Genomic DNA, 26,700 nt, shown 5'->3' with positions numbered 1-26,700 from the left:
CTGGTGATGATCATGGCTGACCCTCGAACCCGTAGGGCAACTCTCGATTTGCCAGCATGCTGGGCAATGAGTCGTCCTTCTCAGACTATCGCTTTGACCATGATGTCGATAGAGCTCGCTGAGGTGTTTCCTTCAACCACTTGAGCGTGCATAATGGCGTCCATGACTGGACTATATTCGGCCTCGCGGCCGGTCACCTCCGATACCCCCGATGTAGTATCCGCCGCCATTCGGGAGGCCACGACAGAACTCCACGAGATTTTGGGCTCGAATGGAATTGAGGTCTCCTTTGAAGCTATCGCGCTCTTGGGTCACACCGAGTCCTGGGACAGTGATGGGCAGCGGTGGGTGCACGTTACTTGGCGCACCGGCGACGTGTAACCTGCCGAAGCAACCATACGGGTGGTGTTTCAACCTGGCCAGCGTGGGTGAACCTGGTAGGTAGCGCCCGCTTCGCAAGGATTGCGCCTGGATAGTAGTTGCGAGTCGCAAACTTTTTTGGCCTCTTACTCCCGGAACCATTGCTGGGATCGGAAGGTGCTGATATACCGAGATTAGGCCCAATTTCGGCACCAAGGATCTTCGAGCACCCGCCCGGACACCGGTGCCTGAAAGCCTCCATAAAGAAGGTGCCGGCATGATAGGCAGAAAACCACTGTCAGAGGATCCCAGCGATGAGGATTTGAAAGTCAGCGCACCGGAGCGTTGGGCGGCTGGCTGGCCCAGCCTGTACGAATCGCTGCCACTCGCCCTGACCGAGATGGGAGTGGAGCGTTCGATCAAAACGCTGACAGCCCTGAATCAGAAGCGCGGTATTGACTGCATGAGCTGCGCGTGGCCGGACCCGCCGCACCGCAAGACCGCGGAGTTTTGTGAAAACGGTGCCAAGGCTGTGAGCTGGGAGGCAGGCCTACTGAAAGTCCCGGCGTCGTTCTGGTTGGAGCACACCGTCTCCTCATTACGTGAGCGCAGCGAATTTTGGCTTGGACAGCAGGGCCGCTTGGTCGAGCCAATGTACAAGGCAGCGGGGGAGGACCACTACCGCCCGATCGCCTGGGAGGACGCCTTCGCCGTCATCGCAAGGGAGCTCAATGCCCTCGATTCACCCAACGAAGCCACGTTCTACACCAGCGGGCGCACCAGCAATGAGGCGGCGTTCGAATACCAATTGTTCGCGCGAGCCTTCGGTACTAATAACTTGCCGGATTGTTCGAACATGTGCCACGAATCCACAGGTGCCGCCATGGGAGAGGTTATTGGTGTTGGCAAATCGGCGATTTCCTACGAGGACTTTGCCAAAGCCGATCTAATCATCATCATGGGCCAGAACCCGGGCACCTGCCATCCGCGCATGCTGACAGCTCTGGAAGATGCCAAACGCGGCGGCACCAGCATCGTTGCGGTCAATCCGCTTCTAGAGGCCGGGCTGATCAACTTCCGCAACCCCCAGCGACCCCGTGGCCTAATCGGCAAGGGCACCGACCTTGCGGACCAGTACCTGCAGATCCGCCTCGCCGGGGATATGGCCTTGATGCAGGCGGTCTCTAAACGCGTCCTCGACGCCGAGAAGGCGGCACCGGGGACGGTGTTGAACCACGCCTTCCTGACCAGACACTGCCATGGGCTAGAAGAGTTCCGGGCCCATCTAGAACACCTCGAGGAGGCCGACGTGCTGGCCGCCACCGGCTTGCGGAGCACCGAAATTGACGAGCTAGCGGACCGCTACATGAAGGCAGACAAAGTCATCATCACATGGGCCATGGGGCTGACCCAGCACAAGAAAGCCGTTCCCACGATCAAAGAAATCATCAACCTCATGCTGCTGCGCGGCAACATTGGCAAGCCCGGGGCTGGCCCCTCACCCATCCGCGGCCACAGCAACGTCCAGGGGGACCGCACCATGGGCATCTGGGAGCAGATGCCGGCAGAGTTCCTGGACGGACTGCAGCGCGAGTTCGGCTTCGACCCGCCCCGGGAGCCAGGACTCGACGTCGTCGACAGTATCCGGGCCATGCGCGACGGCAAGATCAAAATCCTTATCGCCATGGGCGGCAACCTTGTCTCGGCAGTCTCGGACACCACTGTGGCTCAGACGGCCATGCAAAAAACCACACTGTCCGTGCAAATCTCCACGAAACTCAACCGCTCCCATGCCTTTGTCGGCGACCAGGCGCTGATCCTTCCCACGCTGGGGCGCAGCGAGATCGACCGGCAATCCGGCGGCCCCCAATTCGTGACCGTGGAAGATACCGTGTGTGCCGTGCACGGATCCGCCGGGCGAATCGAACCCATTTCGACGACGGTCCTCTCAGAGGTCGCGATCGTCTCCCGGCTGGCCCGCGCCGTACTCGGTGAGAACCATCCGGTGAACTGGGCTGGCTTTGAGGCCAGCTATGACACGCTGCGCGAACACATCGGCCACGTTTGTGCGGGGTGCGAAGATTACAACGCCAAAGTTCGCCAGCCCGAGGGCTTCGTGCTTCCCCACCCTCCTCGGGACAGCCGTACCTTCCCCACAGCTAGTGGCAAGGCCATGATCACCGTGAACGATTTGGAGACCATCGAGGTCCCCTCGGGTCGTTTGCTGCTCCAGTCGATCAGGTCTCACGACCAGTTCAACACCACCATGTACAGCCTCAACGACAGATACCGTGGGGTGAAGAAGGGTCGGCACGTGCTTCTAGTGAATGCCGAAGATCTCTCAGAGTTGGGGTTCACAGACGGTGACTATGTGGATGTTCACGGCGAGGCCGCCGATGGCGTCGATCGGGTCCTGGCCCAACAGCGCATCATCAGCTACCCGACGGCCCGGGGCTGTGTTGCTGCCTATTTCCCAGAGGCAAACGTCCTCGTCGCATTGGATGACGTGGCCGAGGTCAGCAACACGCCCATCTCCAAGTCCGTCGTCGTACGGCTTGAGAAGGCCCAAGCACCTGATTTCGCCCCAACCCACTGACGTCTTTCTCGCCCGCCGGAAAGAAGGCACGCGCCTATGACCCTGCTTGGAAACCATTGATGCGCATCCTAGTCAAAGGAAATTCGAGATGTCATTTGAAATATCCGCGTTCGTCCCGCTGGCGCTCGGCTTCTTTGGGCTCGGCACCGGCTACCTAATCTACGGGCCCCAAGAACTCTTCCGCTGGCCCACACGCGATACGGCGGTGGACAAATCCACCGGTGTTTGGGGCATCTGGATGCCAGGGTTCTGCCAACTCCTCACGGGCATCTACCTGTTCGTCGGCCTCACCTGGTTTCAGGTATTTAAGGACCCGGCCCTATACATGGCCGCTCTCGCCTTCTCCGCCTACGGCATTCACTGGTTTGCCTTGGGCTACAACCGCTGGCAGGGCAGCGACCCCCGCCCAAACGCGGGAATGGCCGTAGCTTTCACCCTCATCTCCGTTCTGGGTCTGGTGGTGTTTTTCAAAGCTGGCGACTGGCCGGTGGGCCTGCTGTTCTGTGGGCTGACCGGCGTCTATGTGAGCGACTTCGTGCACAGCATCGGCATCAAAGCCGGGGAGCGCGCCTTGGGCTTCTTCCACATCCTGACGGGTCTGTGGCTGATGTACTTGACGTTCGCCACCGTACTGAACATTGCCTCGGGCATGAATCTGCCGCTATAGCCCAGAACCTATCGACTGAAGGGAATCGCGCATGAACAACTTGATCCATCAAGATGATCTCAACCATTTAATCCAGAACGGAGGGATCGTCAATGACATCGCCGGGAAACAAATTGGCACCATTGGCCGATTCTATATCCCCGATGGCACCCGCGAGGTGGCGTGGGTGACACTGGCCCCCGGGCTGCTCGCCATGTCGGAGACGTTCATCCCGCTGGATGGCGCCTGGATCGATGGCTTGGCCCTGTACGTGGCATTCTCGCAAGACGTCATTGATGCACCGCCCCGACAGAACAGGGACTGGGTCCTCACGCAGGAGGAGGCGGAGGAATTGGTGGCACACTATGGGGGCCGCTGATCGGGCGGCGAAGCCGACCCGGGTTGCCCGCCGAGTGGACACTGCATTCGCCACCACCAAATGGCTGTGGCGAATGCAGTGATGTTACGCCGGTCGCTGGTAGGGGCACATATACCTCCGTCGGCCTTTGCCTTTGTGATGGCGACGGGGATAGTCTCTGCAGCGTTCGACGACGTGGGACACCATGGCCTGGCAATGTGGTTGTTGCTGCTGGCTACCGGCGCACTTGCCCTGCTGGTGGTTGGACTGTTCGTCCAAATCCCGCGTGACCGCTGCCGCCTCGTCCGCTGACGGGAGCTGGCTGCTGTGGGTGGTTGAAACCCAGTCTCTATCCCTCTCCGTCTCGGTTTAGGTGTCGTCGGGGGGTGGAACTCTTCTGGCCGAAGTTGCGGTTGCCCTGTGGGGAATCGGCGTCCTGCTGTATCTGGTGGTCAGCACTGTAGTGAAATTGTGCCTGATGGGGTGGTGTGGATCCCCGGAAGTGCATAGTTTCCGCCGATTGGATCGACAGGGGCGCAACGGCTATTACTGTGCTGGCCGGCGTTCGCCTTCTGGCCCTGGCATCAGGTGGGCGGGTGGTCCAGCTGAGCGGACCGGCGATAGCGGGGATCAGCCTCATGCAGTGGGCGTTTGGGCTTTGGCGGGCTCCGTTGCTAGTGATTTTTGACTACTTGCGCAACGCCATTGGTCATGGTTTGTTGCACTACAGCAGTGGGTGGTGGCACCCATGCTGGCCGCATTTAACAAGGGCTGGCGGCACTCGCGCTCATACCTCAACGGACACGCAAAGCGTTTCATTACACAGCAATAAAATTGCTTGGATCCCAGTAACTGCAAGGCCTGTGGCCGAATTTCATCAAAAGGGTGGTGGTATTACGGTGGGGCATTCGCTACGGTGAAAATAAGACGGTCGATGAAAAATCGCCGCTTAGAGAGGAATTCCAATGGTTTCCAAGAAGACTTCCACTGCAAAATTTACCGTGCCAGGCTTGTCCCTCAAGGATGGGCATCACGTGGCAACCATCCTGCAGGACCGGTTGCATGCCCTGAATGACCTGCAACTCACACTCAAGCACGCACACTGGAATGTGGTGGGCCGTGACTTCATCGGGGTCCACGAAATGCTCGATCCCCAAATTGAACTGGTCCGGGCCATGATTGATGAAACAGCCGAGCGCGTTGCCACCCTCGGTGTCTCCCCGAATGGGCTTCCGGGGGCGCTAGTCAAGGCGCGGTCCTGGGACGACTACGCCATTGGCCGCGCCTCTACCACCGAGCACTTGTCCGCACTTGACATTGTTTACGACGGCGTGGTCTCAAGCCATAGGGACGCAATCACCGCCACTGGGGAACTTGACCCCGTCACCGAAGACATGCTGATCGGCCAAACTGCCAAGCTTGAACTTTTTCAATGGTTCATGCGCGCCCATCTGGAAAATGACGACGGGCAACTCCGGCACGAAGAGTCGCCCGGCCACAAAACCGGCGCATCAACCGCCAAGAAATAGATAGACGGTTGCGAGGCAGGGAGCAGCCCCGCCTTTCCAACAAAAATCATCCCATTACTGAAGCAACGTTTCTCAAGGAGGAATCATGGGCTTCATCGGATGGATTATTCTCGGTTTGATTGTCGGAGCCATCGTCAAGGCAGTCATGCCAGGCAGTGTCGGTGGCGGTTGGATCACCAGCCTCGTTCTGGGCGTCGTCGGCGCCATTGTTGGCGGGTGGATTGGGGATTTGTTGTTCGGCCACGGGGACATGCGGTTCTGGAACCTCGGCTCTTGGATTCTCGCTATCGTCGGTGGCTTGGTCGTTGCCGGTGTCTACGGGGCAATCACAGGCCGCTCCAAGAGCAGGGCTTAGGCAGCAACTACGCCAAAAGTACGCTAAGACTGCCCCGCCTTCATGACAACGGCGGGTCAGATCGGAGCCGACGCTTACGGCCGATCCGCCGTTGCTATGACTACCTTTGAAAGAATCCCGGCTGGCGAAGCCCCTGCCACATTGAGTTCATCCTGTCCCGCCAGGGAAAGGATGGACAGGGCGTCAAGATGCGGCTTCGATGAGGCGCGCGGAGCTCAAGCCGGCTGCACCCAGCGTTGTCAACTACATCAACAAGGCCAGAGTCCGGATCAACAAGGCCAGAGTCCGGCCTTGTTGATGTAGGGGGACTGCCGAGCTCAGGGTTCGAGTCAGTTTCAGCGTGGCCGGTGTGTCTTCGTTGCATCGCTGTGCCGCAGCATGCAAGCCATCGAGCATGGCCAGATCTTGCCCAGACCCAGGGGGATGTCGCATCCAAGAGCACTCCACCATGTTGCGTCAGCTCTTGCAAAGCATCGGTACTCGGTGCTTTGCGGGGTTCGCTGGGAACTTCAGTAGTCATGAAACCGGCTCCTCGCCTTCGGAGTGGATGGATTTTCCCGGCGCCGATTAGGTGTCGTCACCGCCCGCTTCGGCGTCACTTTCCGAGGAGAAGGACTCCCTCCCATCACGGGTGCGCTCGGTATTCCCATCGTCCATAGGCGCTTCACTGGAGGGCAATTCAACGGGAGTTTCATCGCGGGGGTCCACGCGGGCCTCGTCGGCGTCGGCGGTGGCGAGCTCGTCGTGGAATTGTTCATCGGTTCCGCCAAGCCTTCCCGCCCCGGGCTCGCCGTCGCTGCCGGCATCCTCCTTGTCGAAGAAGTTCTTCTCCGGGACGCCCAGGCTTTCATCACTGGTCAGGGCTTCGACGTCGCCTTCCTGACCGCGCAGGGTCGGATCCGGTGAACCGGGGTTGGTGTCGGCACCATCGGGTAGTTCGTCCTCGGGGACCGGGGCCCCGTAGCCGCCCTCCGCCTTCGCGGGGTTGTGCTTGTCATTGGTGGCGTCGTAAGTGTTCATGAGGTTCTCCTTCGATCGCTGCGTCGCTTGAGCGGCCCAGCCGTGATGGATTTTCTGCGATACTGGCCGTGAATATGCGGGCCGGTTGCGGCCAAGCCAAAAGGCCCAGACATACGCGGGGAATGCCCCACTGCTCGGGGCCCGTGCCGCGCGTGGCCGGCGACCGGAGGTCCGTAGGAATGGACCGTCCTTCTCACTCTATCCACAAGCGGCGGCTTGCGAAACCCCGCCTGGTTCGGAACAGTGGGTGGTGAAAGCAACATCGTTCAGAGCAGAAAATGGAGACCATGCCATGAAAATCCTGATCAAGCTTTTGAGTATCGGCGCAAGCCTGGCAGCCGGCGCCGCGGCCCGCAAGGCGTTGGAGGCAGCCTGGCGCAAGGGCACAGGGAACGAGCCTCCCAAGGAAGCCACAGACCTTCGAAACCCTCTGCCCGGCGTGTTGGCGTTTGCACTAACAACCGCCATTTCCGGGGCAGCCATCCAAGTCATCACCCAGCGCCTTGGCAAGAAGGCCGCGGTGAAATTGGAAGCCAAATCCCACCACGTATAGCGCCAACCACGCAGGTGTGCCCGCGGTGCTTGTGAGGTGTTCTTCCACCCTACTCACAGATCAAGCGTGGGCTCCTCCTCCGTGGCGAGCGTCAGGACTGCCTCTTCGATGACATCGTGGTTTTCAATCATCCGTTCAATGGCACGCAGCCTGCGGGCCACCTCGGATTCGGGCCTGTCACCGGCGAGATCGACGGCCGCCACCAAGTACAGTTTGCGGGGCCCGACAAATTCCAGGTGTAGGTAGGTGATACGGACGATGTCAGTGCCTGCCATCAACTGGGCGGCCACACTTCGCCTGACCTCGGGTGTGACTGCCTGGCCCACCAAGAAGCGCCGGTTCTTTTGGATCAGCACCACCGCTATGCAACCGAGCAGGACACCCACGGCGATGGAGCCTAGCGCGTCCGGGACGGGAGATCCTGTCAACTGGTGGGCCAGGATTCCCGCGAACGCTATGACGATCCCTGCTAGTGCGGCCCCGTCCTCGGCGAACACCGCCCGGGTAGTTGCGTCGGAACTGTTCAGCACATGCTCCAAGATGGCACGGCCTTGTTTGCGGGCATCGCCACGGGCCTGACGCAGCGCCTGCAGGAAGGAAGAACCCTCAAGGACAAAGGCAATGGCAAGCACAACGTAGGCAATGGCAAAGTCGGAGGCCGGCTCAGGGGCAATGAGTTGTTGCACGCCGTTGGTGATCGAAACTGCCGCTCCGGCGGCGAAAAGCCCAAACGCGGCAAACATGGACCACACATAGGCTTCACGCCCGTACCCCATTGGGTGAGTGGCGTCGCGCGGTTGGGCGGATTTGCGTTCGGCGAACAGCAGAAATATCTGGTTGCCGGTGTCCGCCCAGGAGTGCGCCGACTCCGCCACCATGGACGCCGAACCGGTGAGCAGTGCGGCGGCGGTCTTGGCCATAGCCACCACAACATTCATGCAGAAAGCCAGCACCACTGTGGGGGAAACGCGAGGACGGGAATTGTTTGGGTCGGGACTTTCCGTGGGCAATTCGGGCTCCTTGACGTTGGCGCGCAGGCACTTGCACCACTTGCAAGCTCATATTTCATTGTGCGCCGCGCTGACAGAACTAGGAAGTGGCACCACGGCGACGATTATGGCCTCTTAGCGCTTGGTAAATGCGACCCCGATCCCGCCAACGGGCTGGAGGGGGCATGGCTATTGCGGCCAGTCCCCGATACAGTTGAAAGTGGGAGATGAAGCAACCATCGGCCCGTGGAATACAGCGAGCAGCGTACGCGCCAACTAACGGCGTTTCCGACTTATCCTCCCTTAGGTGTTCCACCATTCCTCGCACAACTTGCGCCCACCCTGCCACTACATTCATTGGGCAGCTTGGAAATGCACGTGACGCCCCGAATTACCCTAAAGCCCCTGACGAATGCACAACTCGAAAGGATGAGCGACATGCCGCAAGATAAAAACCCCAGTATCAAAGACCCGGAGATGTATGAGGCGCTGCGAGACGACGGCGCCTCGGCCCAGAAGGCGGCCAGAATTTCCAATGCCGCGGCAAGAGACGGACGTTCCTCCGTGGGCCGCAGGGGCGGCAAATCCCCTGCCTACGAGGAGTGGACGGTGCCGCAGCTCAGGGCAAAAGCCAAGGACATAGGGCTCAGCGGCTACTCAAGGAAACGCAAGGACGAACTGATCGCGGCGTTGCGCGATTCTTAGCAGCGTAGTGAGCCGTGCGCTCAAGAGCAGTTCAGCACGTCCGCCGCCTCAACCGAACCAGGAGAATGCGATGAATGACATCAACAGAGAACCAGTGGAAATTTCAACACATATGCGCCCAGGTGAATGGAACCAGGGCACGCTGACGGAATTGGTAGGTTCCTATCAGCACAAACTGTGGGAAATGGGCGCCCCTGAGGACGAGATTGAAACATCTGTCCAGACGCCCGACGACGGTTCGGCCGAAGTCAACGTCAGTTGGCGCCGTTCAGGTATTCACACCTTTGCAGCCACCGGCCAGAGTCCTGTGCCGGAGGCAGCAAACTCGCGGGGACAAGGAGAAGTTATCTCTCCGGGCGAGTCGACCAAGGACGCCCACGGATTGGGTGCCGTATTGGGCGATGCGGAACGCTCTGCCATCGATGCTCCCCCCACCCGCCGAGCAGCAACTGCTGACGAAGATAACCGGCCGAATCCGGACTTTGTCCTTTACTCCGATGAGGGAGGGAAGAGCTACCTTGAGGATTTAGGGCCAGCCAAGGACTAGGGGAGTTACCGGCGGCGGACATGTCCGTCGTCGGCCATGTAAGAACACACCAAAGAGGAACAGCAAACACACAAGGAGGAATGCAATGGGTATCGGAGACAAGATGGATGCGGCAAAGGACAAGGTTGCCGGAAAGGTCAAGGAGACTGTTGGCAAGGCACGAGATGACAAGTCCCAGGAGATGGAAGGCAAGCTTGAGCATGCCAAGGGAGTCGCCAAGGACAAGCTGGCAGACACTAAGGCGCACCTGAAGGAAGATGCCGCCGACCGCCACACCGATGACACCGAGGGTGGCGCGCGCAGCGTCTAGGCGCCCACCATCGCACGAAGGGACGGGGTGACATGCTTCTCTGGCCGGTCACCCCGTTCATGCGTTCCACAGGGCAATTGCCTCTTTGCACTTTGATCGCCACAGAGGGAGATCTAAAGGCAGCAACCGTGTGTAGTCTTGAAGAACTAATAGATGAATGTGTGATGCTTGCCGAGCGTCCGGACAGGAGGAGCTCACAGTGATTAACGCAGAAGAGGCACTTCCCCTTGCTGACGAACTTGCGACGGTTGCGGCCAGGGCCTCCGGGCTGTTACTGAGCGAGAAAACCGTGGCGGAAACGCTCAAGCTGATCACGGAAGCCGCCAAACTCAGCTTCCCGGATGCAGTGGGTGCCGGGGTCACCCTCATCGATGAAAACGCCCGAAAGACAAGTATGGCCGCCTCAGATCCCATCGTCGAAGAAGCCGATGCCTTGCAGTACGCCTTGGAGGAAGGTCCATGTCTCACCGCGTGGGCTACAGGAGAGACGGTGGTGGTCGACGACGTCGCCACCGACCCGCGCTGGCCGCGGTGGTCCCAAAGTGTTGCATTGTTGGCCGTTACGGCCTGCATCAGCGTCCCCATGAACTCTGGCGGGCGGTCCTTTGGTGCGGTGAAAGTATATTCGGATAAGGCGTGGGCGTTTAACACCAATGCGCGGCGGGTCCTGGAATTGTTGGTGGCCCAGGCCACGGTTTTGCTTGAGCATGCGCAGTCAGCGGAAGGCGCCCACCGGCTGAGCACGGAGCTGCAGCACGCGTTGCGTTCGCGCGACCTCATTGGTATGGCCAAGGGGCTGGTCATGGAGCGCAGCGGGGTTGGCGAAGAGGACGCCATGCAAAAGTTGATGAAACTGGCCGTCGCAGACCGTGCGACGCTCAGGGATACGGCGGTGCGGCTAGTGGAGGCGGCTGCCCGGCATAGCAAGTAGCGGCTGGGATCGGCCATGGGGACTGACGATGACGATCAACAATTCACGGATCTGCGGTGGGCGTTAGCGCTTGCACAGCTGACCGTGGGTGAGTTGTGGTTGAAATATTTTGCCTTGGGTGGTTCCGCCGGGCAGTTTGAGGTAGAGGCCTACCTGTGCGAGGCTCATGCGTTTCCTGTCCTCGAACGCGACCTGCTGGCTCAGGCTCTCAATGAGCAATTCATGGCATTGACTCTTGACATCAGGATTCCCTTCTCCCATGACCCCGAGGGGGAGTTCCCCAAGCCGTGAGAGGCCGCTCTGTTTGGGCGCGAGTAAACAATTCGACGCTGGAACTATTGGATGCGCCTAGAATGAGAGGAGGCGTTCAAGCAGTGGAGGCCTGCAGTGTCGGGGCTTCTGCCGCGGATGGGCGATAGCCTACCTGGCGGCGGGAATACATGGCCTTGATCGTCCACGGATCTTTCCACGGGCGCCGTACTAAGGATCATTGATGACGACGAACGTAACCGATGATGAACGACCCAACGACGTCCCCGCAGGTACTTTCGTAAGCGCAGTGGAGGAATTGGTGCCCGAGGGTCCGTCGACCACCGTGTCTGAGCAACTGCAAGGGCTCGTTATTGACAGTGTCGACGTGGCTGATTTCTTGCGCGAACTCTGCGAGTACTCCGCCGCTTTGGCCACGGTCGACGGCGGGCCCGTCTTGGACTGTGCCGTGACGCTCTACCGTCGACGCAGAGCCTTGACAGGAACAGGAAACACCGCCAAGGCGCACATGCTCAATGAGGTTCAGGAGCGCATGGGGCAGGGGCCTTGCCTGACGGCACTTCAGGAGGAACGCACCGTGGTGATCCGTGAAACGCTCACCGACGATCGTTGGCCGAAGTACGCCCGGGAACTTTTGAAGGAAAACGTGCACAGTGTCTTGGCCGTTCCCTTGATCCTTGACGAAGGGGCTGCTGCTTCGATCAATTTCTTTTCCTCCGTCCCAGACGCGTTTGACGAAGGAATAGTAGCCAGTGCTGAGCAATACGCCACTCAAGTACAGTTGGCCCTGCGTCTAGCTGTCCGGATTGGCGTTAAGCAGCAAACGGCCGACGACCTTCAGGAAGCTATGAAGTCACGCACCACCATTGATTTGGCGGTGGGGGTGATCATGGGCCAGCAACGCTGCTCGCAAACTGCTGCGTTTGAGATTCTTAGCAGGGCCGCTTCGTCTCGAAATCAGAAAGTACGAACCGTGGCCCAGGAAATGTTGGAGAACCTCAGCCATGTCAACGTCGCAACGCATTTTGACTGACAGTGAGTGGGCTTTGAACTGGTAGCAGGCGCCCGGCCGGCGCTTTTTAGCTGGCCGGGTAATTGTTTTCACTCAGGAACCGTGCCAAATAGGCCGCGTTTCGGGCCAGTCCAGCGTTGGTCGAGGCAACCGGATCCGGTACCTTTTCAAGGTCCTTGTAGTCCAGCGTTTGCATGGCTTCACCCACCCAATACGTTCCGCCTTGAGCTGGGAGAGTGAACCCTATGTCGTTCAGGGCCTGCATCATGTCGGCAATCGTTTTGTGGGCCCCGTCTTCGTTTCCAACTACCGCGACCGTTGCTACTTTCCCATACATGATGGGGCGGCCTTGGGCGTCGGTTTCCGAAAGATCGGCGTCCAGGCGTTCCATCACTTGTTGGGCAACGCTGCAGGGATGGCCCATCCAGATGGGCGTGGATAGCACCAAGATGTCCGCGGCGAGGATTTGTTCCCTGATGGCTGGCCAGGCATCGCCGTCGCCCATATCCACCTGCACCCCCCGCTTGACGTCATGATCCACTACACGTAGCGAAGAGGTAGTGACTGAGTGAAGTTCGAGTTGGCCCAAAACATGCTTAGCCAACAGTTCGCTGCTGGACGCTGCGGGGGAAGGTGTGAGAGTGCAAATGATGGCGATGGCTGAAAGATTAGTCATGAGTCCGTTCCTGATGGTGTTGGGGGATGTTTGTGTGCCGGTGCGTTGGTCAGCCGCCGGTGATGGTGTACCAAATTCCGTAGGCTCCGGCGAGGCACATCAGGACCGTAGTTGTCCAGCCAAGGATTGTTGAGAGTTTGCCATTTCGGTATTTGCCCATAATTTTTCGGTCCCGGGAAATGATCATCATGATGATCAGGAAGGGGCCAGCAGTGATTCCGTTGACCACGGCGCTAAGGACTAGTAACCCGATGGGGTTGGTGTCGATAACGGCGAGGACTGTTCCCAGAACCATGCCGGCCCCGAGCAGGACGTAGAAAAGGGGGGCCTTGCCGGGTTTTCGTGCCAGTCCCCAGTTCTTGTTCAACAGGCCCGTCAGTCCCGCGGCCCCGGAGGCGGCCAGAACGGGCACCGCGAGCATTCCGGAACCAATGAACCCCAGGGCGAAAAGGATCCCTGCATAACTTCCCGCGACCGGCTCCAGCGCCTGGGCAGCGTCGGCGGCACTGCTGACGGTTTTGTGTTGCGTCCCGAGAGTCGCGGCGGAGGAGGCGATGATGGCGAACATGACAAGTACGCTAAAGGCCATGCCGGTGAAGACATCAGCCCTGCCATTACGCAAGGTGCGGCGGGCCTCGCCCCGGGGGCGTTCCTCCAATGCCGGAGCTTTGTCCCCGCCTCTAGATTCGGCGCGGAGTTCCTCGATCCGTTGGGCCGACTGCCAGAAGAACATGTAGGGGGAGATAGTGGTGCCCAGCACGGCAACAATCAGTCCCAGATATGCCGGTGAGAACTGGAATTGCAAGCCCACCAAGCCGCGGGCGACGTCGGCCCAGTCGACACCGGAGACAAAGAGGACACCCACGTAGACAAGGAGCACCAGGCATAGCCATTTGAAGATCCGGCCGATCCATTCGAAGGAGCCAAAGGTAACTGCCGCCATGACACCGGCCCCGGCCATTGCGCTCCATAGAAAGCTGGGGCCCGCTTTCAAAAGCGTCATACCCTGGCCAATAGCATTGAGGTCCGCGGCCAGGTTCAAAATATTGGCCGCGATCAAGGCAACTACCAATATGGTGATGGCAATCCGGAATCCGCGGGTGAACTTACGCCGGATCAAGGCGCCCAGACTGTCGCCGGTGGCCAGGGCCATGCGGTCACAAATTTCCTGGACGGCCATCATCAATGGAAGCGTGACGGGCACTGTCCACAGGAGGCCGTTGCCGAACGTGGCGCCGGCTTGCGAGTAGGTCGCAATACCGGAGGGGTCGTCGTCGGCCGCTCCCGTCACCACACCCGGGCCAAGAATCCCAAAGAACCTAGCAACCGGATTCCGGCGCCGGACCTTTGCTCCGGGCTGACCATCGTCGGGCCCGGTCTGTTCTCGCTCTGCTACTTCGCGGCGCACGCTCATGCCGGGCTGCTCGATGGGGGCAACTTCAGACGGCGTCCCGGGATCATTTGTCCGGGGGCTCTTAATCCAATATTAGTCAGGTGGGCCATGGGCCCTCGATTCCACTTGTTCCGCATAACGGAACGGGAATGGGTGGCTTTGCACTAAACCTAGTCCTAGTCTACGCGCCCACCATGGCGTCGGCCGGAAACCGGAAATTGGGCGCCGATACCACCGGGTAAGCAACGTGCCCTTGTCTTGTGCTCCTCAGGTTTGTAAGCTGAAGTTGGTCGAGCAGAGGACCGCCAAACCCACTACGTATGGGGCTGTCATGGAACCTTCTTCTGCGCTTACTTACACCGCCACCTCCCTTTCATCTGCCTACGCACTTGCTGCAGACAGTCCCAACGCTTGGGCGCGACCCACACTTGCCTTTTCGCACAACCAACAGTTGTCACAGTTCGAGGTGTACCGTGCGGGCACACTTGCCGGTTTTACCAGATACAGCATGCGCGGCTCCGAGATGTGGCTGTTGTTTACTCACCTCACCCGTGAAGCCGATTCGCACACCACCGAGGCCCTCATCCGAGACGTGCTAGACGATGCAAGCCGGCGCCGTATCTCCGTCCACCCGTACTGCACCGTCACCCGTGAATTTATGCGGGAGAACCCGAGCTACATCGCGTTGGTTCCGGCCGCAGTCCATCAGCGCTTCCGGTTAGGCGCGCAATCCGAAGCAGCGACCCACCGGATTCGGGTCACGCGTCAAAGCGCCCCGTCGCAACGAAAGGAAATCGCGTGATGTCTACCATGGGATGGATTTGGATCGTCATTGTCATCATCATTTTGTTGATCGTCATTGGAATACTCGCCGGGCTTGGACGCCGACGCGGACGAGTACACGCCCAGCAGCAGAGTGCCGACCGACAAGAGGCCGCTACGATGAGGGTCGCCGCCCGCGATACAGCGTTGGATGCGCGTGAGTCCCGGGCCGCCGCGGCAGGCACTGCGGCGGAGGCCGAACTGGCAAACGTCGACGCCGAGCGGTTGAGTGCCCAGGCCGAGGAACGCAACACTGTCGCGAGTGCCCAAAATGATGAGGCTGCAAGGGTTCGTCGTGACGCCGACGCCCTTGACCCCGACGTCAGGCAGAAGCCTGGCAACGACGGTGTTTAGGCAAAGGTGCCCGGTCGTGGGGGAGTGTCCATAACCGGCGGGAATGCCGTCACGGGGAGCATGAAGGCTTGGGTGAAGCAAACGGTCACCGGCCAGCGAATCCTGCTCGCGGCCAAAGCCGCCGTGGCAGTGGGAATCGCTTGGTTTCTGGGAACTCACGTGCCTGGCTCCGCCGACAAGTACCCCTACTATGCTCCGTTGGGGGCACTTGTCAGCATGTACCCCACATTTATGGGCTCTATACGGGCGGGCCTGCAAACGCTCATCGGTCTGGCTCTGGGCATTGTGCTTGCCGCTGGCGTCTTGATGTTGGGCAGCCCCAACATAGTCTCCATTTCCGTCGCCGTAGGTGTGGGCGTGCTTCTCGCCGGCCAAACACGTTTGGGAGCTGGCGGGGAATACGTGCCTGTCGCGACGCTTCTGGTGCTGATCATTGGCGGGCGGGATGCCGACGCTTTTTCGGTGGGTTACGCGATACAAATGGGACTTGGCGTGGTGGTTGGATTGATCGTCAATGTGACCATCTTTCCGCCTTTGACGCTCGACGCCGCCAGGCTGCGTATCTCGCGAGGACGCCTTGTGCTGAGCAGCCAACTCGAGGACATGGCCAAGGCCCTCACAGAGCAGTGGCCGCCGGCTCATGAGGATTGGGCCGGACGCCAGAAGACGTTGGCATCCTCCGTCAGTGAGATCCGTGGTGCAGTCCACGGGGCCAGGGAGAGCCACAAAGCCAATCCTCGCGCCTACCGCCACTCCCGTCACCGCCGTGTGCAGGAGAGCTTAGGGGACATGGAAGTTCTGGAAAATCTCACCGTCTACGTACGAGACATCACGGAAGTGTTAACCGGCACCATCTGGCCCGGCCACCTCGACGTTCATCTGGAGTCAGAACTAAACGAGCCGGTGAGCCGTTGCCTTCAAACACTGGCCGAGCTATTGAAGGCGTGGGACGAAAGGAAACTTGATGCGGAATTGTTCGAGGACTCAGACGCCGCGCTCCAAGGCCTCACCGCCGCACTTGCCAACACGGACGGCAAGGCGGTCCTTGCCCTGAACCCGGGGGTCGCCGTCGCATTGGATGTGCAGCGAATCCTTGTAACGTTGCGCCACAGGTCAGCGGACTCAAAAGAAGACTGATCCCATCCTGCCCAGCGCTAGGCCTTCAGGTGCAGGCTGGTTGACGTACCATTTGGAGTCCCTTTCGGGAACCGAAATCATTGCGGAAGTCAGCGAACGGGCATACGCTTAAGAATCAACCGCCAATTGCGGAGAATAGATTCCAGAGCCCTTCGCAGGACGATATTCGTAGTTCCTGCCTAGGCAATCTTGGAGCACGGGAAGCAGCCCCCGTCCATGCAAAAACACGTGAAGCCAAAGCTGCCACCAATGAGGGCTCGAACCTTCCCAGAGGCGTCAAAGACCATTTCCTGGAATTGGAAAAGCGCGTGCAAATATAGTCGAGGTGGGAACAATGGTTGGACTTATTGTCTTGCTGCTCGTTGTCTGGGTGGCCGTTGCATTTTTTGGATTTGCAGTGAAAGGCCTTCTATGGTTGGCAATCATCGGGATTGTCTTGTTCGTCGTTACCGGGGCCATTGGATGGCAACGCAGGAATGCCGTGCACAAATAGAATAACTAGAAGGATAAGAAGAGTGCGTTTGTGAAAGTTCAATGGCGACGGGCCACTCGGCAATTGACCCCACCACTGGAATTGTTTTCCGTGAGTGTTGAGATCGAGGCGACAAGTTATGGCGACGACTAACGCGATGCCCAAGCAGGTACGATCGCTCGTGCCGGCACGAATGGACCGGCTGCCCTGGACCAGATTCCACTGGGCAGTCATCGTCGGTCTAGGTATCTCTTGGGTCCTTGACGGCCTCGAAGTCCAGATTGTTGCCACCGCTGGATTCCAGCACGACTTGAACATGTCCCCAACCCAAGTCGGTCTTACCGGAACCATCTATCTAATTGGCGAAGTGGTTGGTGCACTCTACTTCGGCAGGCTTGCGGACAAGTTGGGCCGGAAACGACTGTTCATTCTTACTCTGGCGATCTATCTTGCCGGAAGCGGAATCGGCGGGCTTGCTTTCGCCATGTGGTTCCTGTGGATCTTTAGATTCATTGCGGGCATGGGTATCGGGGGTGAATACACGGCCATAAACTCGGCCATAGATGAACTAATTCCTTCCCACTATCGGGGGCGGGTGGACATCGCGGTCAACGGCACCTATTGGGCGGGAGCGGCTTTGGGTGCAACGGCGAATCTTTTTCTGTTGGCAAATACTGACTTCGCCAACAGTTGGGGTTGGCGGATTGGCTTCTTCATTGGCCCCTTCTTGGGGCTGATTATCATCTACCTGCGGCGGCACATCCCGGAAAGTCCGCGCTGGCTGATGACGCATGGCCGCGAGGAGGAAGCAGAGCGAACCGTCGACAAGATCGAGGCTGATATTCGGGCGGCTGGGCACGAACTTTCGGAGGTGGACGACTCCAAGGCCCTGGAAGTTACACCCCTGCCCAACATCCCATTTGGGACAGTGGCACGTGTGTTCCTGCGCCAGTATCCAAAAAGAACTTTTCTGGGCCTCAGCATGATGGTCACCCAATCATTTCTTTACAATGCTATCTTTTTCACCTACGCCTTGGTTTTGCAAAAGTTCTATGGCGTCTCATTGAGCGGGGTCACCTTCTACTTCTTCCCCTTTGCCATAGGAAATCTGCTCGGACCGCTAATTCTGGGCCCGTTGTTCGACACTGTAGGGCGGAGGAAGATGATCTTCGGCACCTACGTAATCTCTGGACTTGTTTTGGCGGTATCCGCCGCCATGTTCCAAGCCGGCGCGCTGACGGCGACCACACAAACCATCTTCTGGTGTGTTTCGTTCTTTTTCGCTTCCGCTGGGGCGTCCTCGGCATACCTGACCGTCAGTGAGATTTTCCCCCTTGAACTTCGAGGCCAGGCTATCTCCTACTTCTTCGCAATTGGGCAGATTGCCGGTGCGATTGCACCCGTCCTCTACGGTTCCATGATTGGTGATGGATCGAGCAGAGGACCTCTCGCCGCAGGCTACTACTTGGGCGCGGCAGTCATGGTTGTGGGCGGGGTCATTGCCCTCATTTTTGGCATCGACGCGGAGCGCCAGTCGCTTGAGTCCATCGCTGACCCCCTCTCGAAAGTCAAAAAGTCTCCGGACGCTACCGGAACCTCGGGGCGCAACGGTGAATTAGGCGAATCAAATGCCCGCGGGGGACAAGAACCGGAAGTTAGGGGTTGAGAATGTCACGGGTAGTTGTGGGGGTTAGTGCCTCGAGCGGGTCCCCAGGGGCCCTGGCTGCAGGGATAGAACAAGCGCGGTGGCGCCATGCCGAGTTGGTAGCCGTCCAGGCATGGCGTCCGCCCCGGCCCCCGTCATCCCCTGGCGGGCGCATGCCCGGAGTGACCCGCGACGTGGAAGCAGAGCAGCGCGCCGCTGAAGAGCAGCTGAAGGAGCAAGTTGCCGCCGCCGTCGCCCAAGCAGATTGGGCCACAGAAGAAGTGAGTTGTGAGCTGATTCTCGGGGCACCCGCAACCATCCTGGTTCATGCCGCAGCAGGCGCTGAGCTACTTGTCCTCGACGCACCACGGCGGCCGGTGGCAACACGTTCGCCCATGCTTGCGCACCGAATCATCTACCAAGTCTCCTGCCCGGTGCTTGTCTTGCCACCGGTAAACCATTCGGGGCATACGGTCTAGAGAACCGGCTGACGCTCCGGCAAGGCCGTTAGAGCGGTCGGACCAGTCGAAAGCCACAGCGACAGCGAAGAGTACTGTCTGCGTTTACGACATCTGCCAGTTTCCAGGGTCGGTCGTCGTCCCCGGCCGGTTGCATGACTTCCCCGCAGTGGAAGTACTCGTGTCCGAACCGCAGCACACCAGGCACTCCCGTGTCCGTTTGCAGCAGGCTGGCCGTTTGGCAAACTGTAGCCTGGTGGGCGTAGAAACTCTCACACTCGGCGCACGAGTACTCGATTTCCACTAGATCGCGCGCAGTTGGGGACAAGGGACCAATGGACTCGACCACAAGGTGTTTGTCGGAGTCGCAACGCGAACACCATGGCTGAGTGGCGTGGCTTTGCTGATCGATGATGTGATTCTTAGTTGGCGGACTAGTCGTCATGTTGTCCTCCCAAGGACGACTGGCAGCACTTTGCGCGATGAGGCTCGCCAAGTCCTGTCGTGAATGAGGTCGGTCAACTCTGAGCCAGCTCGAACGTGGCCCCACAAATTTGCGGCCTAACAATAAATTCAAATGCCAACTCGAAATTATGGAAGTTCGGACCCCTGCCGTTTGCTTAGGCGATCAGCGCCTATGCTGATAATTCAATAGTAGCCCAGGCTTTTGTCGCCGTCCATGATTCAATGCCCTAGGTGGTCGAAGGTGGCACCGTCGATACAATGGAATTACACACTCCAATTAAGCAATGGCGCGGAGGTAGTGGCCATAGTTGGTCATCCCAAAATTTCTGGCAAACTGTTTCCGCGGATGATGTTTGCCTAAATTTTCTTGCCAAATAATTTTCGACTTTAATGATTCTCAATCCCTACGGGCCAAGCTTGACGGTTGGAATCTTGATAGGGATATTTTCATTATCGTTTATCAATTCGTTTGCTTGCCGTCACCAGGAATGAAGGCGGGTAGGAAGGTCGACCTGAAAATGTCATCTAAATCCATTCATGAGAAAGCTGCCAAGGAATCCGCCTTGCTCACCCCCCGCCGACAGTATTTGGAGTCAGATTTGTGGGGGCGAAGGATATTTCGTGTCCGACGGGGCGCAGTGGCGCAGAAATGATTGGGTGGGAATTTTGGGTATCGACTAAATTTGCACATCATGTCGACGCTTCTATGGTCATGACTTGAAAGAGGAGCTCAGCACCTCGTTTATCTAGCTCCATGGAACCCAGCTCGACAATGCAGAGGGGACTGCCCCCGGTTTCATTGACTCGAGCCGTCGCTGTTGGTGGACCGGTAATAATCTCAGACTCGGCTACGTCCCCGTTGGAAGCACCAAAGCACGGGTTACAGGTAGCGATTGCGACTCCTGCACTTTGCTCTGAGTGAACGGAAACTTGTGAGCTCAATTCCCATTGGGCAGGCTACGTACCGGAGTGGTACCATGAGGTATGGCTATGAATCTGCGAGTACCCGAGGAGCTGGATCGAGAGCTGGAGAAGCTTGCTCTTGAGGAACACACCTCAAAGTCCGCGCTGCTGCTTCAGGGCGCCGAGATGGTGCTGCAACGTCACCGGCGTCGTCGTGAAATCGCTGCGAGCATTGAGTTCGTCAAGAGCCATGATGCCGAGCTGTTGACCCGCCTCGCTGATGCATGACGCAGTATCTCGATATTGAGGATGCTCTCCAAGTCGTCGACGACTATGGCTTTCATATCCGGGACATCGGCCTGCTTGGCTCCGCCCTCGCCCGTCCGGGAACCACCGTGCTGGGAACGGAAGCATATCCGGACCTTGCCTTGAAGGCAGCGGCGTTGCTGGATTCAGTGGCCAGGTTTCACCCGCTTCTGGACGGAAACAAGCGCACTGCATGGACACTGATGGTGTCAATTCTTTGGATCAACGGATTCAAGCACAACTTCGCGACAAACGACGCGTTTGATCTTGCCCTGGGAGTGGACGCTGGAAATATTGGATTGGAACAATCGGCCGCGACGATCGTGTCCCATATTGTTCCTCGCTAACCGATGGCAAGGACAGTAGGCTCTAGTCGGAGTCGGCGGGAGTACCTAGCCAGGATTCATAAAAATGGGCCTGTTCCCGCCAGGAACACTTTTCCTTCTGGACCGGTCCGGACTGCGTCGTACTGGGCCGAACTTCCGCAGTAACTCGCCACTTCCCAGTGTTTGCAAGGGCTAAAAGCCGGTTCGAATCCCACCTTGGGCACGCTAAACCCCCTGGTCACAGGGGGTTTTCGTGTTTAAGTGTTGACACGATGTTGACAGCTGTTGACCGGTTGCTCCCCTTGACGGGATCTTATTGTGCGGCGTCCTGGGATTCTGACACTGATATAGCTGTTTGTTATTGGCGGTTCCTTTCTGACTGCTCGGGGATACTTTCCCCTTCACCTAGTTCATGGTGCGTCGGAGCCTTGACGACGTTGGTGGGGTGGCTTTTGGCCAGGCGTTCAAGTTGACCGTGGCTGCGCCCCCCTGAAGCTCTAGTTGTTGGGGGGGATTGCCGGTTGATGAGGGCTCCTGGTCGAACAAGGCCAGTGATCCGCTAAGGCTGCCCCTGTCTCCTTGGTGCGCCTGCTCTTGAGTCATCTCGCTGGTAGCCTGTGGGTAGTTATTGCGAGGAAGATTCTGGGGCTGGGCAAATTGGCGTGCTGGTTTGCGTGCGCGATTGCTGACCAAAGACTGTCTGTGGTCTCAGATAGTCTTTCTTCCAAGACAGCGCCTAACCTTTTTGGCTGGGTTTGAGTGCATGCGGTTTGGGGGATTGCGATGGTTGGACCATTCAGAATCGGTAGTGCCAAGGAGGGCGTTGCTCGGACTACTGATGGTCTTGGCAAGGCCGCTGAGACTATTTTCAAGGCCACCCGAGTCGCGTCGAATCATGTTGTTGACCAGGCCGGCGCTGCTAAGAAAAAGGTCGAGGAGCTGACAGTAAGGGCACCTGAACCTTACGATGAGGCCGTTGCCGAATACAACGGTGTGTTCACCGCTATGAGCGATAAGGGTGTATCACTGCTACGTCAACGAGAACGCTCAACAGATCAGATCGAGCTGGTCGAAATGTTGGTGAACAGTATTGCAAACACGCCGAAGAGCTTCGAGACCGATTTCGAAGAAATAGTGTTGAACAAGAAGGAATTCTTGCAATCTGAAGAGTTTGCTCGACGGGACCTGGAGGCGGCGCGACGATCAGCCGCGGCCGCTGGGGCTGGTTTCACCTCCGCGGCTGCCGTTGCCAGCATGGCGCCGACGGCAGCCGTATGGGTCGCGACCACGTTTGGGACGGCTTCCACCGGTACCGCAATCTCTACCCTGTCGGGGGCAGCTGCCACCAATGCCACCCTGGCATGGCTCGGTGGCGGGGCACTGGCTGCCGGAGGTGGTGGTACCGCTGCCGGGAGCGCTTTGCTCGCGTTGGCAGGCCCCATTGGATGGACGATCGCTGGTGCGACCCTGCTCACGTCGATCGTGCTCTTTACCAAGAAGAAATTTGAGAATCGAGAGGCAAAAGAGGCGGCACTCACTGCGGTGAAGCAGAACACCGCGTTTGCTAAGAGCATGGATGCCCAGATTGCGGTCCTCTTGCATGAGACCACCTCCCTTCGTGAGGCGTTGGTGGCCCTCTATGGAGAGTGCGTTACGTTCTTCAACGCTGATTTCTCAGCCTTGGGTGATGCTGAGCAATCGCGGCTTGCAGTATTGGTCAACAATACGAAGTCGTGTGCTGCCTTGCTTAGCAAGCAGATCGAGGAGGGCCCTGGCGATGAGTGAGGTGGAGAAGCTTATCAAGACCAGCCAGGAGCAGGCCGTCGCTTCCTGGGTTAATTATCTTAACCAGCTCCGGATAGACACCCTTCTGAGTTCCTTCGCGAAACAGGATGTGAATCTCCGGGACGCGATCACCAGTGTTGATGAAGCCATGAGGACGATTGACCTCGAAATCGTATTGACCAACCGTGGCGGGCACAAGGGAATGCACGGCTTCATCGCTGAGATCGCCGAAGTCGGGGTCGGCAACGCAAGGGAACAGATCCTTGGTAAGGGTGCCGTTTACCAGTGGGTCAATGACAACGGTCCCGTGGACATGGTGCGCAGAGGAATAGACATTCAACAGAAGTTCTCCGCCGCAGGGGGCCGTTTGTCGTTGGGCGCAGTCACGGAACACTTAGGCAAATATCCTGACTACGTTAAGAACGGGGGAAGGTATCAGATTCCTCGCGACCATTTCGAGAAGATCCAAACGTTGCGCTCCATATCTCCCGACGAAGCCGTACGACTGCTGTCCCGAAGCGGGGAGGGTCCGTCGTTCAAAGACTGGCAGAGAGTGGACACGTTCTTCAGCGAGGGATCGATCGGTATCGACGCACTGGAACCCTCAAAGCTCGAGTACCGCGACGTGCAAAAGGGTGCTTACGAGTCCACCTTGGAGGCCGAGAAGGATTCACTGAGGTCCACAGACCAGGCACTGCGCGACAACGCCTACCGGGGGAGTCGGCCGAAGCTCCAGGAAGGTGCACAAACTACCGTCGTGGCCGCCATCGTTGAAGGCGGGACTACTTTTGTGTTGGCTGTGACGGCGAAACGCAGAGAAGGGAAACGACTCAAGGACTTCAGTGAGGAAGATTGGTCCGCGATCCGTGCGGAAACCGGCATCGGAGTCGCTAGGGGCGGAGTCAGAGGTTTGAGTATCTATTCTCTGACGAACTTCACCGTAACATCGGCAGCAGTCGCCAGTTCGGTAGTCACCGCCACCTTTGGCATGGCCGAACAGGCCCACAAGTTCCGCAAGGGCGAGATTGATGAGCTCGAATTCATTGAGAACTCCGAGCTTGTTTGCCTAGAAGCTGCCGTGGGTGCTTTGTCATCATTCATTGGACAAGCATTGATTCCCGTGCCGGTGCTCGGCGCTGTTATTGGCAACACGGTCGGCACCATCATGTACAGGGCCGTTTCTTCCAACCTGTCCAAGAAAGAAGTGGAACTGATCAACCGCTACCTTAGTGATCTGCGTGCGCTTGATGAAGGCCTTTCAACTCAGCACAACGAACTCATCGAGAAGCTAGAGAAAAGCATGTCTAGCTACCTGGTATTGCTAGAACGGGCGTTCTCTCCTGACATGCAGGTTGCGCTGATTGGTTCGGTTGAACTCGCACGAGAACGAGGTGCGCCCACTGAGGAAATACTCGACACCAAAGACAAGGCTCTTTCCTACTTTCTCGAGTAGCCTTCGACAGGCAAACCCAAACGAGACAGCTGCCCCTGCCCTACTTGAGAGTCAATGAAACCGGGGGCAGTCCCTTCCCCTGGATTGAGAGCTGAGAGATCAGGAAAGACTGAGTTCTTCCTCTTCGTAAAACGAAACGGGGACACCGAGCTCTGACTCTAAGTCCTGCACCGCCCTAGCTGCCTGCTTCATCAACGTTGCGGGGTCTCGGCTTAGGCGTCTCCATGCATCGAGCGGATCAAGGTCGATAATCTTCTGAAGATCGGTGTGGCTGACTTTCAGCGAAGACCTCATCCGCGAGAACGGCATGACACCATTTCCTGTGTCGATCACTGCCTTGAGCTCCGTTCCCAATCGCAGAAGGGTTGGGTCTGCGTCATAGGTCACAAGTACGGTCTTCTTCTTCCGCGCCCCAGATAGAAGGCCGTAGGTTATCCCTTCGCCGAGGCTGGTCATGGCGATATCCCAGGCTACATTCCAGGCTATCCTGGACATCTCTTCTGGGGTGGCAGTGTCCTTGAACTTGAGGATCCTGCGCACAGCATTCTGTGATTCGCCGTCGCCGGCGAGGAGCATGGTGGCGAGGTTTAGCGTGTAGGAATCCCGGACCCCGAAGACGTCGGTCACCCAGGTAATGTATTGCTGGATAGCCCAGAGTGGGCCCTTTGACTTTCTCCGCGCCCGCTGCTTTTCCAACGAGAGTAGGTAGAGAAGCGACCCATAGTGTGAGATGAGCATAATCCTCGGGTCGGGCTGGTCCGCTTCGTTTTCAAGCGGCACTCGCCCCCACTTTCGGTCACGAGCAACCGGCGGGCGTCGATACTCCTCGAACTGCTTGATAATCTGCTTACGGTCCCACCAGAGCACCTGTTCAGCGGCATAGACCAGGCGTCGTCGTTGAACTAGATCTACGCCTGTCCCTCGTACCCAAGACGCTTCGATAGTGGCCCATCCATAGTTGATTTCCACGAACCGCCTTCGGGCCGTATAGGGGAACTCGAGCAGCAGGTCCTTTAACTCGGCCGGCACACGGCCTTCCCCGAAGTAGAAGTTCCGAATATCGATGAGCACATTCGTGTCGAGAATGATTTGTTCCGGGGTCCAGTCATCATCAGCGGAAGGGCCGACCAAGGTATATTTTCCGATGTTGCGCATGCACTCACTCCACGTTGTTGATTCGCGACTTGGGGGATCAACTTTAGCCGGTGAAGCTACGCTACGCCTCGGTAATTGCGAAGAAGGAAATATTGCCCGGGGCGTTGGATCTCTGGCGCAAGCGACTATACACGCACGATCTGAATAGAATTCTCAGCGATTTGGTACTTTCGCTGTCTACGAGTGGGGGACTCAGAGGGTCCTAGCTATGCTGCCTCCGTGAGATGCCTCACAAGTTGTCTGCAGCAAAGCAAGGGTTAGAGGATTCCGCTCCTTTCATCCTCTGACGTATTTCTGTTGATTGGTGCAGGTGGAAACATGCACATGCGGGGACTGTCGCTCCAACTGTGCCTGAACGTCGCGCTCAGTCGCCGATAACTTTGTTGGACAAGCCTTTGTAAGCAGTTGAAGTTCGGCAAGCCCGCCTCACTTGGGGCAGGTACCGACTGCTGCAGGGCTGGTGGGGTTTCGGTGATCGTCCCGCCTGCTGTCGATACATAGACATTGAGTTGGGGCGCTCCGGCACCTTGGGCATGACGGTCGATAGTGTAATTTTTCCAATTGGCGGTCTGTTAGCGGTCTTCGTAAGTGACGTGAATCGCTGTACAAACCATGTCGATCGAATCGATGGCGAAGACTCCGCCTTGACGCTTCTGCCCTCCGGCCATTCGTCGACCTGGTTAGCAATGCGGGGAGGGCGCCGTGACTCCCGAGGATGTCACACCGTCAGGGATCCGAGCGGCATATGTACCCATGATGTTGACACCCATTGACATGCACAATTATCGGCTGTCTGACGAGGGGGCAATTCGGCGTGTCAAGAAGCTCACGGAGGACCAACTAGATCAAGGGGATTGCCCCGGGTTTCGTTGACTCTCGGGGTTTAGTGTTTCTAGGCGACTTTGAGGCCGGTATTCATTGTCTCAAACTCGATCGGGGTTAGCCGGCCAAGGCGGCGCTGGCTGCGTTTTCGGTGGTAGGTTTTCTCGATCCAGGTCACGATCGCCGGCCGCAGCTCCTGCCGCGTGGCCCAGCGCTGCCGGTCGAGCAAGTTCTTCTGTGGGGGCGCAAAGAATGACTCCATCGCGGCGTTGTCGGCGCACGCACCCGCCCGGCCCATCGACCCGGTCAGGCCATTGCTCTTCAGGGTCCGGACGAAGGCGTTGGAA

Annotated in this window: 29 protein-coding genes; 23 read left to right on the top strand and 6 right to left on the bottom strand. The window is 58.2% G+C overall.

The genetic code is table 11. From position 1 onward, the window contains the following. The first annotated feature begins 162 nt into the window (after positions 1-162). From CXQ94_RS18700 to CXQ94_RS18675, 7 genes are all read left to right on the top strand, one after another. Positions 163-381, top strand: a complete 219-nt coding sequence (locus CXQ94_RS18700; RefSeq protein ID WP_146070360.1) for a hypothetical protein — start codon at positions 163-165, stop codon at positions 379-381. A 256-nt stretch (positions 382-637) separates the two neighbouring features. Beyond that, entirely contained in the window at positions 638-2,956 is a 2,319-nt protein-coding gene (locus tag CXQ94_RS18695; protein WP_104092106.1) for an FdhF/YdeP family oxidoreductase, read from the top strand. Positions 2,957-3,044: 88 nt separating this feature from the next. Next, positions 3,045-3,623, top strand: a complete 579-nt coding sequence (locus CXQ94_RS18690; RefSeq protein WP_104092105.1) for a hypothetical protein — start codon at positions 3,045-3,047, stop codon at positions 3,621-3,623. A 31-nt stretch (positions 3,624-3,654) separates the two neighbouring features. After that, the gene (locus tag CXQ94_RS18685) at positions 3,655-3,981 is read left to right on the top strand and encodes a hypothetical protein (RefSeq protein WP_104092104.1); all 327 of its coding nucleotides are present in this window, start codon (positions 3,655-3,657) and stop codon (positions 3,979-3,981) included. Between the two features lie 66 nt (positions 3,982-4,047). Then, positions 4,048-4,272: a hypothetical protein gene (locus CXQ94_RS22275; protein WP_219817089.1), complete on the top strand. Its 225-nt coding sequence runs from the start codon at positions 4,048-4,050 to the stop codon at positions 4,270-4,272. Between the two features lie 653 nt (positions 4,273-4,925). Continuing rightward, a complete protein-coding gene (locus tag CXQ94_RS18680; RefSeq protein ID WP_104092103.1) occupies positions 4,926-5,489 on the top strand; it encodes a Dps family protein in 564 nt (187 codons plus the stop codon). An 85-nt stretch (positions 5,490-5,574) separates the two neighbouring features. Continuing rightward, entirely contained in the window at positions 5,575-5,844 is a 270-nt protein-coding gene (locus CXQ94_RS18675) for a GlsB/YeaQ/YmgE family stress response membrane protein (protein WP_104092102.1), read from the top strand. A 567-nt stretch (positions 5,845-6,411) separates the two neighbouring features. On the opposite strand, the gene CXQ94_RS18670 is transcribed toward CXQ94_RS18675, so the two are convergent. Further along, positions 6,412-6,864, bottom strand: coding sequence for a hypothetical protein (locus CXQ94_RS18670; protein ID WP_104092101.1), 453 nt, complete (start codon positions 6,862-6,864; stop codon positions 6,412-6,414). Between the two features lie 292 nt (positions 6,865-7,156). Here CXQ94_RS18670 and CXQ94_RS18665 point away from each other — a divergent pair, with 292 nt between their 5' ends. Further along, a complete protein-coding gene (locus CXQ94_RS18665; RefSeq protein ID WP_104092100.1) occupies positions 7,157-7,417 on the top strand; it encodes a DUF4235 domain-containing protein in 261 nt (86 codons plus the stop codon). Between the two features lie 53 nt (positions 7,418-7,470). On the opposite strand, the gene CXQ94_RS18660 is transcribed toward CXQ94_RS18665, so the two are convergent. Further along, positions 7,471-8,427, bottom strand: coding sequence for a cation diffusion facilitator family transporter (locus CXQ94_RS18660; RefSeq protein ID WP_258067229.1), 957 nt, complete (start codon positions 8,425-8,427; stop codon positions 7,471-7,473). Between the two features lie 417 nt (positions 8,428-8,844). Here CXQ94_RS18660 and CXQ94_RS18655 point away from each other — a divergent pair, with 417 nt between their 5' ends. From CXQ94_RS18655 to CXQ94_RS18630, 6 genes are all read left to right on the top strand, one after another. After that, positions 8,845-9,111: a Rho termination factor N-terminal domain-containing protein gene (locus tag CXQ94_RS18655; protein WP_104092142.1), complete on the top strand. Its 267-nt coding sequence runs from the start codon at positions 8,845-8,847 to the stop codon at positions 9,109-9,111. A gap of 70 nt (positions 9,112-9,181) precedes the next feature. Then, on the top strand, positions 9,182-9,658 hold the full coding sequence (locus CXQ94_RS22715) for a hypothetical protein (protein ID WP_181034304.1): 477 nt from the start codon (positions 9,182-9,184) through the stop codon (positions 9,656-9,658). An 85-nt stretch (positions 9,659-9,743) separates the two neighbouring features. Beyond that, on the top strand, positions 9,744-9,968 hold the full coding sequence (locus tag CXQ94_RS18645; protein WP_104092099.1) for a CsbD family protein: 225 nt from the start codon (positions 9,744-9,746) through the stop codon (positions 9,966-9,968). 199 nt (positions 9,969-10,167) lie between these two features. Continuing rightward, entirely contained in the window at positions 10,168-10,899 is a 732-nt protein-coding gene (locus CXQ94_RS18640) for a GAF and ANTAR domain-containing protein (RefSeq protein WP_181034303.1), read from the top strand. Positions 10,900-10,914: 15 nt separating this feature from the next. Beyond that, complete coding sequence (locus tag CXQ94_RS18635; RefSeq protein WP_104092097.1) at positions 10,915-11,190, top strand: hypothetical protein; 276 nt, start codon at positions 10,915-10,917, stop codon at positions 11,188-11,190. Between the two features lie 202 nt (positions 11,191-11,392). Further along, entirely contained in the window at positions 11,393-12,202 is an 810-nt protein-coding gene (locus tag CXQ94_RS18630; RefSeq protein ID WP_104092096.1) for a GAF and ANTAR domain-containing protein, read from the top strand. Positions 12,203-12,248: 46 nt separating this feature from the next. On the opposite strand, the gene CXQ94_RS18625 is transcribed toward CXQ94_RS18630, so the two are convergent. Both CXQ94_RS18625 and CXQ94_RS18620 read right to left on the bottom strand, forming a co-directional pair. Further along, positions 12,249-12,857: a flavodoxin family protein gene (locus CXQ94_RS18625; RefSeq protein ID WP_104092095.1), complete on the bottom strand. Its 609-nt coding sequence runs from the start codon at positions 12,855-12,857 to the stop codon at positions 12,249-12,251. A gap of 49 nt (positions 12,858-12,906) precedes the next feature. Further along, positions 12,907-14,271: an Nramp family divalent metal transporter gene (locus CXQ94_RS18620; RefSeq protein WP_104092094.1), complete on the bottom strand. Its 1,365-nt coding sequence runs from the start codon at positions 14,269-14,271 to the stop codon at positions 12,907-12,909. Positions 14,272-14,581: 310 nt separating this feature from the next. Here CXQ94_RS18620 and CXQ94_RS18615 point away from each other — a divergent pair, with 310 nt between their 5' ends. The 9 genes from CXQ94_RS18615 (at position 14,582) to CXQ94_RS18570 (ending at position 24,376) form a co-directional block, all read left to right on the top strand. Beyond that, positions 14,582-15,052 (top strand): GNAT family N-acetyltransferase, encoded by a 471-nt coding sequence (locus tag CXQ94_RS18615; protein WP_104092093.1) that lies wholly within the window; start codon positions 14,582-14,584, stop codon positions 15,050-15,052. Continuing rightward, positions 15,052-15,426 carry a hypothetical protein gene (locus CXQ94_RS18610; protein ID WP_104092092.1) on the top strand — a complete coding sequence of 125 codons (375 nt, stop codon included), beginning with the start codon at positions 15,052-15,054 and terminating at the stop codon, positions 15,424-15,426. The genes CXQ94_RS18615 and CXQ94_RS18610 overlap by 1 nt, the downstream gene beginning before the upstream one ends. Positions 15,427-15,486: 60 nt before the next feature. Continuing rightward, positions 15,487-16,563, top strand: a complete 1,077-nt coding sequence (locus CXQ94_RS18605) for an aromatic acid exporter family protein (RefSeq protein WP_146070358.1) — start codon at positions 15,487-15,489, stop codon at positions 16,561-16,563. A 611-nt stretch (positions 16,564-17,174) separates the two neighbouring features. Next, positions 17,175-18,701 carry an MFS transporter gene (locus CXQ94_RS18600; RefSeq protein ID WP_104092090.1) on the top strand — a complete coding sequence of 509 codons (1,527 nt, stop codon included), beginning with the start codon at positions 17,175-17,177 and terminating at the stop codon, positions 18,699-18,701. A 2-nt stretch (positions 18,702-18,703) separates the two neighbouring features. Next, positions 18,704-19,159 (top strand): universal stress protein, encoded by a 456-nt coding sequence (locus CXQ94_RS18595; protein ID WP_104092089.1) that lies wholly within the window; start codon positions 18,704-18,706, stop codon positions 19,157-19,159. A gap of 1,434 nt (positions 19,160-20,593) precedes the next feature. Beyond that, positions 20,594-20,794: a hypothetical protein gene (locus CXQ94_RS18585; protein ID WP_104092141.1), complete on the top strand. Its 201-nt coding sequence runs from the start codon at positions 20,594-20,596 to the stop codon at positions 20,792-20,794. Then, a complete protein-coding gene (locus CXQ94_RS18580) occupies positions 20,791-21,159 on the top strand; it encodes a type II toxin-antitoxin system death-on-curing family toxin (RefSeq protein ID WP_104092087.1) in 369 nt (122 codons plus the stop codon). Before CXQ94_RS18585 ends, CXQ94_RS18580 begins: the two co-directional genes overlap by 4 nt. Before the next feature lie 738 nt (positions 21,160-21,897). Beyond that, positions 21,898-22,923 (top strand): hypothetical protein, encoded by a 1,026-nt coding sequence (locus CXQ94_RS18575; protein WP_219817088.1) that lies wholly within the window; start codon positions 21,898-21,900, stop codon positions 22,921-22,923. Next, entirely contained in the window at positions 22,916-24,376 is a 1,461-nt protein-coding gene (locus CXQ94_RS18570; protein ID WP_104092085.1) for a hypothetical protein, read from the top strand. Before CXQ94_RS18575 ends, CXQ94_RS18570 begins: the two co-directional genes overlap by 8 nt. Before the next feature lie 99 nt (positions 24,377-24,475). On the opposite strand, the gene CXQ94_RS18565 is transcribed toward CXQ94_RS18570, so the two are convergent. Together CXQ94_RS18565 and CXQ94_RS18560 are read right to left on the bottom strand one after the other, a co-directional pair. Beyond that, the gene (locus CXQ94_RS18565) at positions 24,476-25,531 is read right to left on the bottom strand and encodes a hypothetical protein (RefSeq protein ID WP_104092084.1); all 1,056 of its coding nucleotides are present in this window, start codon (positions 25,529-25,531) and stop codon (positions 24,476-24,478) included. 892 nt (positions 25,532-26,423) lie between these two features. Continuing rightward, a partial coding sequence (locus CXQ94_RS18560) for an IS3 family transposase (protein ID WP_146070357.1) occupies positions 26,424-26,700 on the bottom strand: 277 nt, incomplete at its 5' end.

It is taken from the genome of Arthrobacter sp. GMC3 (assembly GCF_002929305.1).
Classification (GTDB): domain Bacteria; phylum Actinomycetota; class Actinomycetes; order Actinomycetales; family Micrococcaceae; genus Specibacter.
The sequence above is the reverse complement of the archived record's forward strand: the minus strand, read 5'-3'. Positions and strand labels throughout refer to the sequence as shown.

What these genes read in the sequence shown, in the direction of transcription:
- CXQ94_RS18580 (WP_104092087.1), top strand. Translation starts at nt 20,791, where the DNA reads ATGACGCAGTATCTCGATATTGAGGATGCTCTCCAAGTCGTCGACGAC.
- CXQ94_RS18570 (WP_104092085.1), top strand. Translation starts at nt 22,916, where the DNA reads ATGAGTGAGGTGGAGAAGCTTATCAAGACCAGCCAGGAGCAGGCCGTC.
- CXQ94_RS18700 (WP_146070360.1), top strand. Translation starts at nt 163, where the DNA reads ATGACTGGACTATATTCGGCCTCGCGGCCGGTCACCTCCGATACCCCC.
- CXQ94_RS18645 (WP_104092099.1), top strand. Translation starts at nt 9,744, where the DNA reads ATGGGTATCGGAGACAAGATGGATGCGGCAAAGGACAAGGTTGCCGGA.
- CXQ94_RS18685 (WP_104092104.1), top strand. Translation starts at nt 3,655, where the DNA reads ATGAACAACTTGATCCATCAAGATGATCTCAACCATTTAATCCAGAAC.
- CXQ94_RS18565 (WP_104092084.1), bottom strand. Translation starts at nt 25,531, where the DNA reads ATGCGCAACATCGGAAAATATACCTTGGTCGGCCCTTCCGCTGATGAT.
- CXQ94_RS18595 (WP_104092089.1), top strand. Translation starts at nt 18,704, where the DNA reads ATGTCACGGGTAGTTGTGGGGGTTAGTGCCTCGAGCGGGTCCCCAGGG.
- CXQ94_RS18620 (WP_104092094.1), bottom strand. Translation starts at nt 14,271, where the DNA reads ATGAGCGTGCGCCGCGAAGTAGCAGAGCGAGAACAGACCGGGCCCGAC.
- CXQ94_RS18610 (WP_104092092.1), top strand. Translation starts at nt 15,052, where the DNA reads ATGTCTACCATGGGATGGATTTGGATCGTCATTGTCATCATCATTTTG.
- CXQ94_RS18680 (WP_104092103.1), top strand. Translation starts at nt 4,926, where the DNA reads ATGGTTTCCAAGAAGACTTCCACTGCAAAATTTACCGTGCCAGGCTTG.
- CXQ94_RS18605 (WP_146070358.1), top strand. Translation starts at nt 15,487, where the DNA reads ATGAAGGCTTGGGTGAAGCAAACGGTCACCGGCCAGCGAATCCTGCTC.
- CXQ94_RS18630 (WP_104092096.1), top strand. Translation starts at nt 11,393, where the DNA reads ATGACGACGAACGTAACCGATGATGAACGACCCAACGACGTCCCCGCA.
- CXQ94_RS18655 (WP_104092142.1), top strand. Translation starts at nt 8,845, where the DNA reads ATGCCGCAAGATAAAAACCCCAGTATCAAAGACCCGGAGATGTATGAG.
- CXQ94_RS22715 (WP_181034304.1), top strand. Translation starts at nt 9,182, where the DNA reads ATGAATGACATCAACAGAGAACCAGTGGAAATTTCAACACATATGCGC.
- CXQ94_RS18615 (WP_104092093.1), top strand. Translation starts at nt 14,582, where the DNA reads ATGGAACCTTCTTCTGCGCTTACTTACACCGCCACCTCCCTTTCATCT.
- CXQ94_RS18690 (WP_104092105.1), top strand. Translation starts at nt 3,045, where the DNA reads ATGTCATTTGAAATATCCGCGTTCGTCCCGCTGGCGCTCGGCTTCTTT.
- CXQ94_RS18585 (WP_104092141.1), top strand. Translation starts at nt 20,594, where the DNA reads ATGAATCTGCGAGTACCCGAGGAGCTGGATCGAGAGCTGGAGAAGCTT.
- CXQ94_RS18695 (WP_104092106.1), top strand. Translation starts at nt 638, where the DNA reads ATGATAGGCAGAAAACCACTGTCAGAGGATCCCAGCGATGAGGATTTG.
- CXQ94_RS18600 (WP_104092090.1), top strand. Translation starts at nt 17,175, where the DNA reads ATGGCGACGACTAACGCGATGCCCAAGCAGGTACGATCGCTCGTGCCG.
- CXQ94_RS18625 (WP_104092095.1), bottom strand. Translation starts at nt 12,857, where the DNA reads ATGACTAATCTTTCAGCCATCGCCATCATTTGCACTCTCACACCTTCC.
- CXQ94_RS18675 (WP_104092102.1), top strand. Translation starts at nt 5,575, where the DNA reads ATGGGCTTCATCGGATGGATTATTCTCGGTTTGATTGTCGGAGCCATC.
- CXQ94_RS18665 (WP_104092100.1), top strand. Translation starts at nt 7,157, where the DNA reads ATGAAAATCCTGATCAAGCTTTTGAGTATCGGCGCAAGCCTGGCAGCC.
- CXQ94_RS18635 (WP_104092097.1), top strand. Translation starts at nt 10,915, where the DNA reads ATGGGGACTGACGATGACGATCAACAATTCACGGATCTGCGGTGGGCG.
- CXQ94_RS18670 (WP_104092101.1), bottom strand. Translation starts at nt 6,864, where the DNA reads ATGAACACTTACGACGCCACCAATGACAAGCACAACCCCGCGAAGGCG.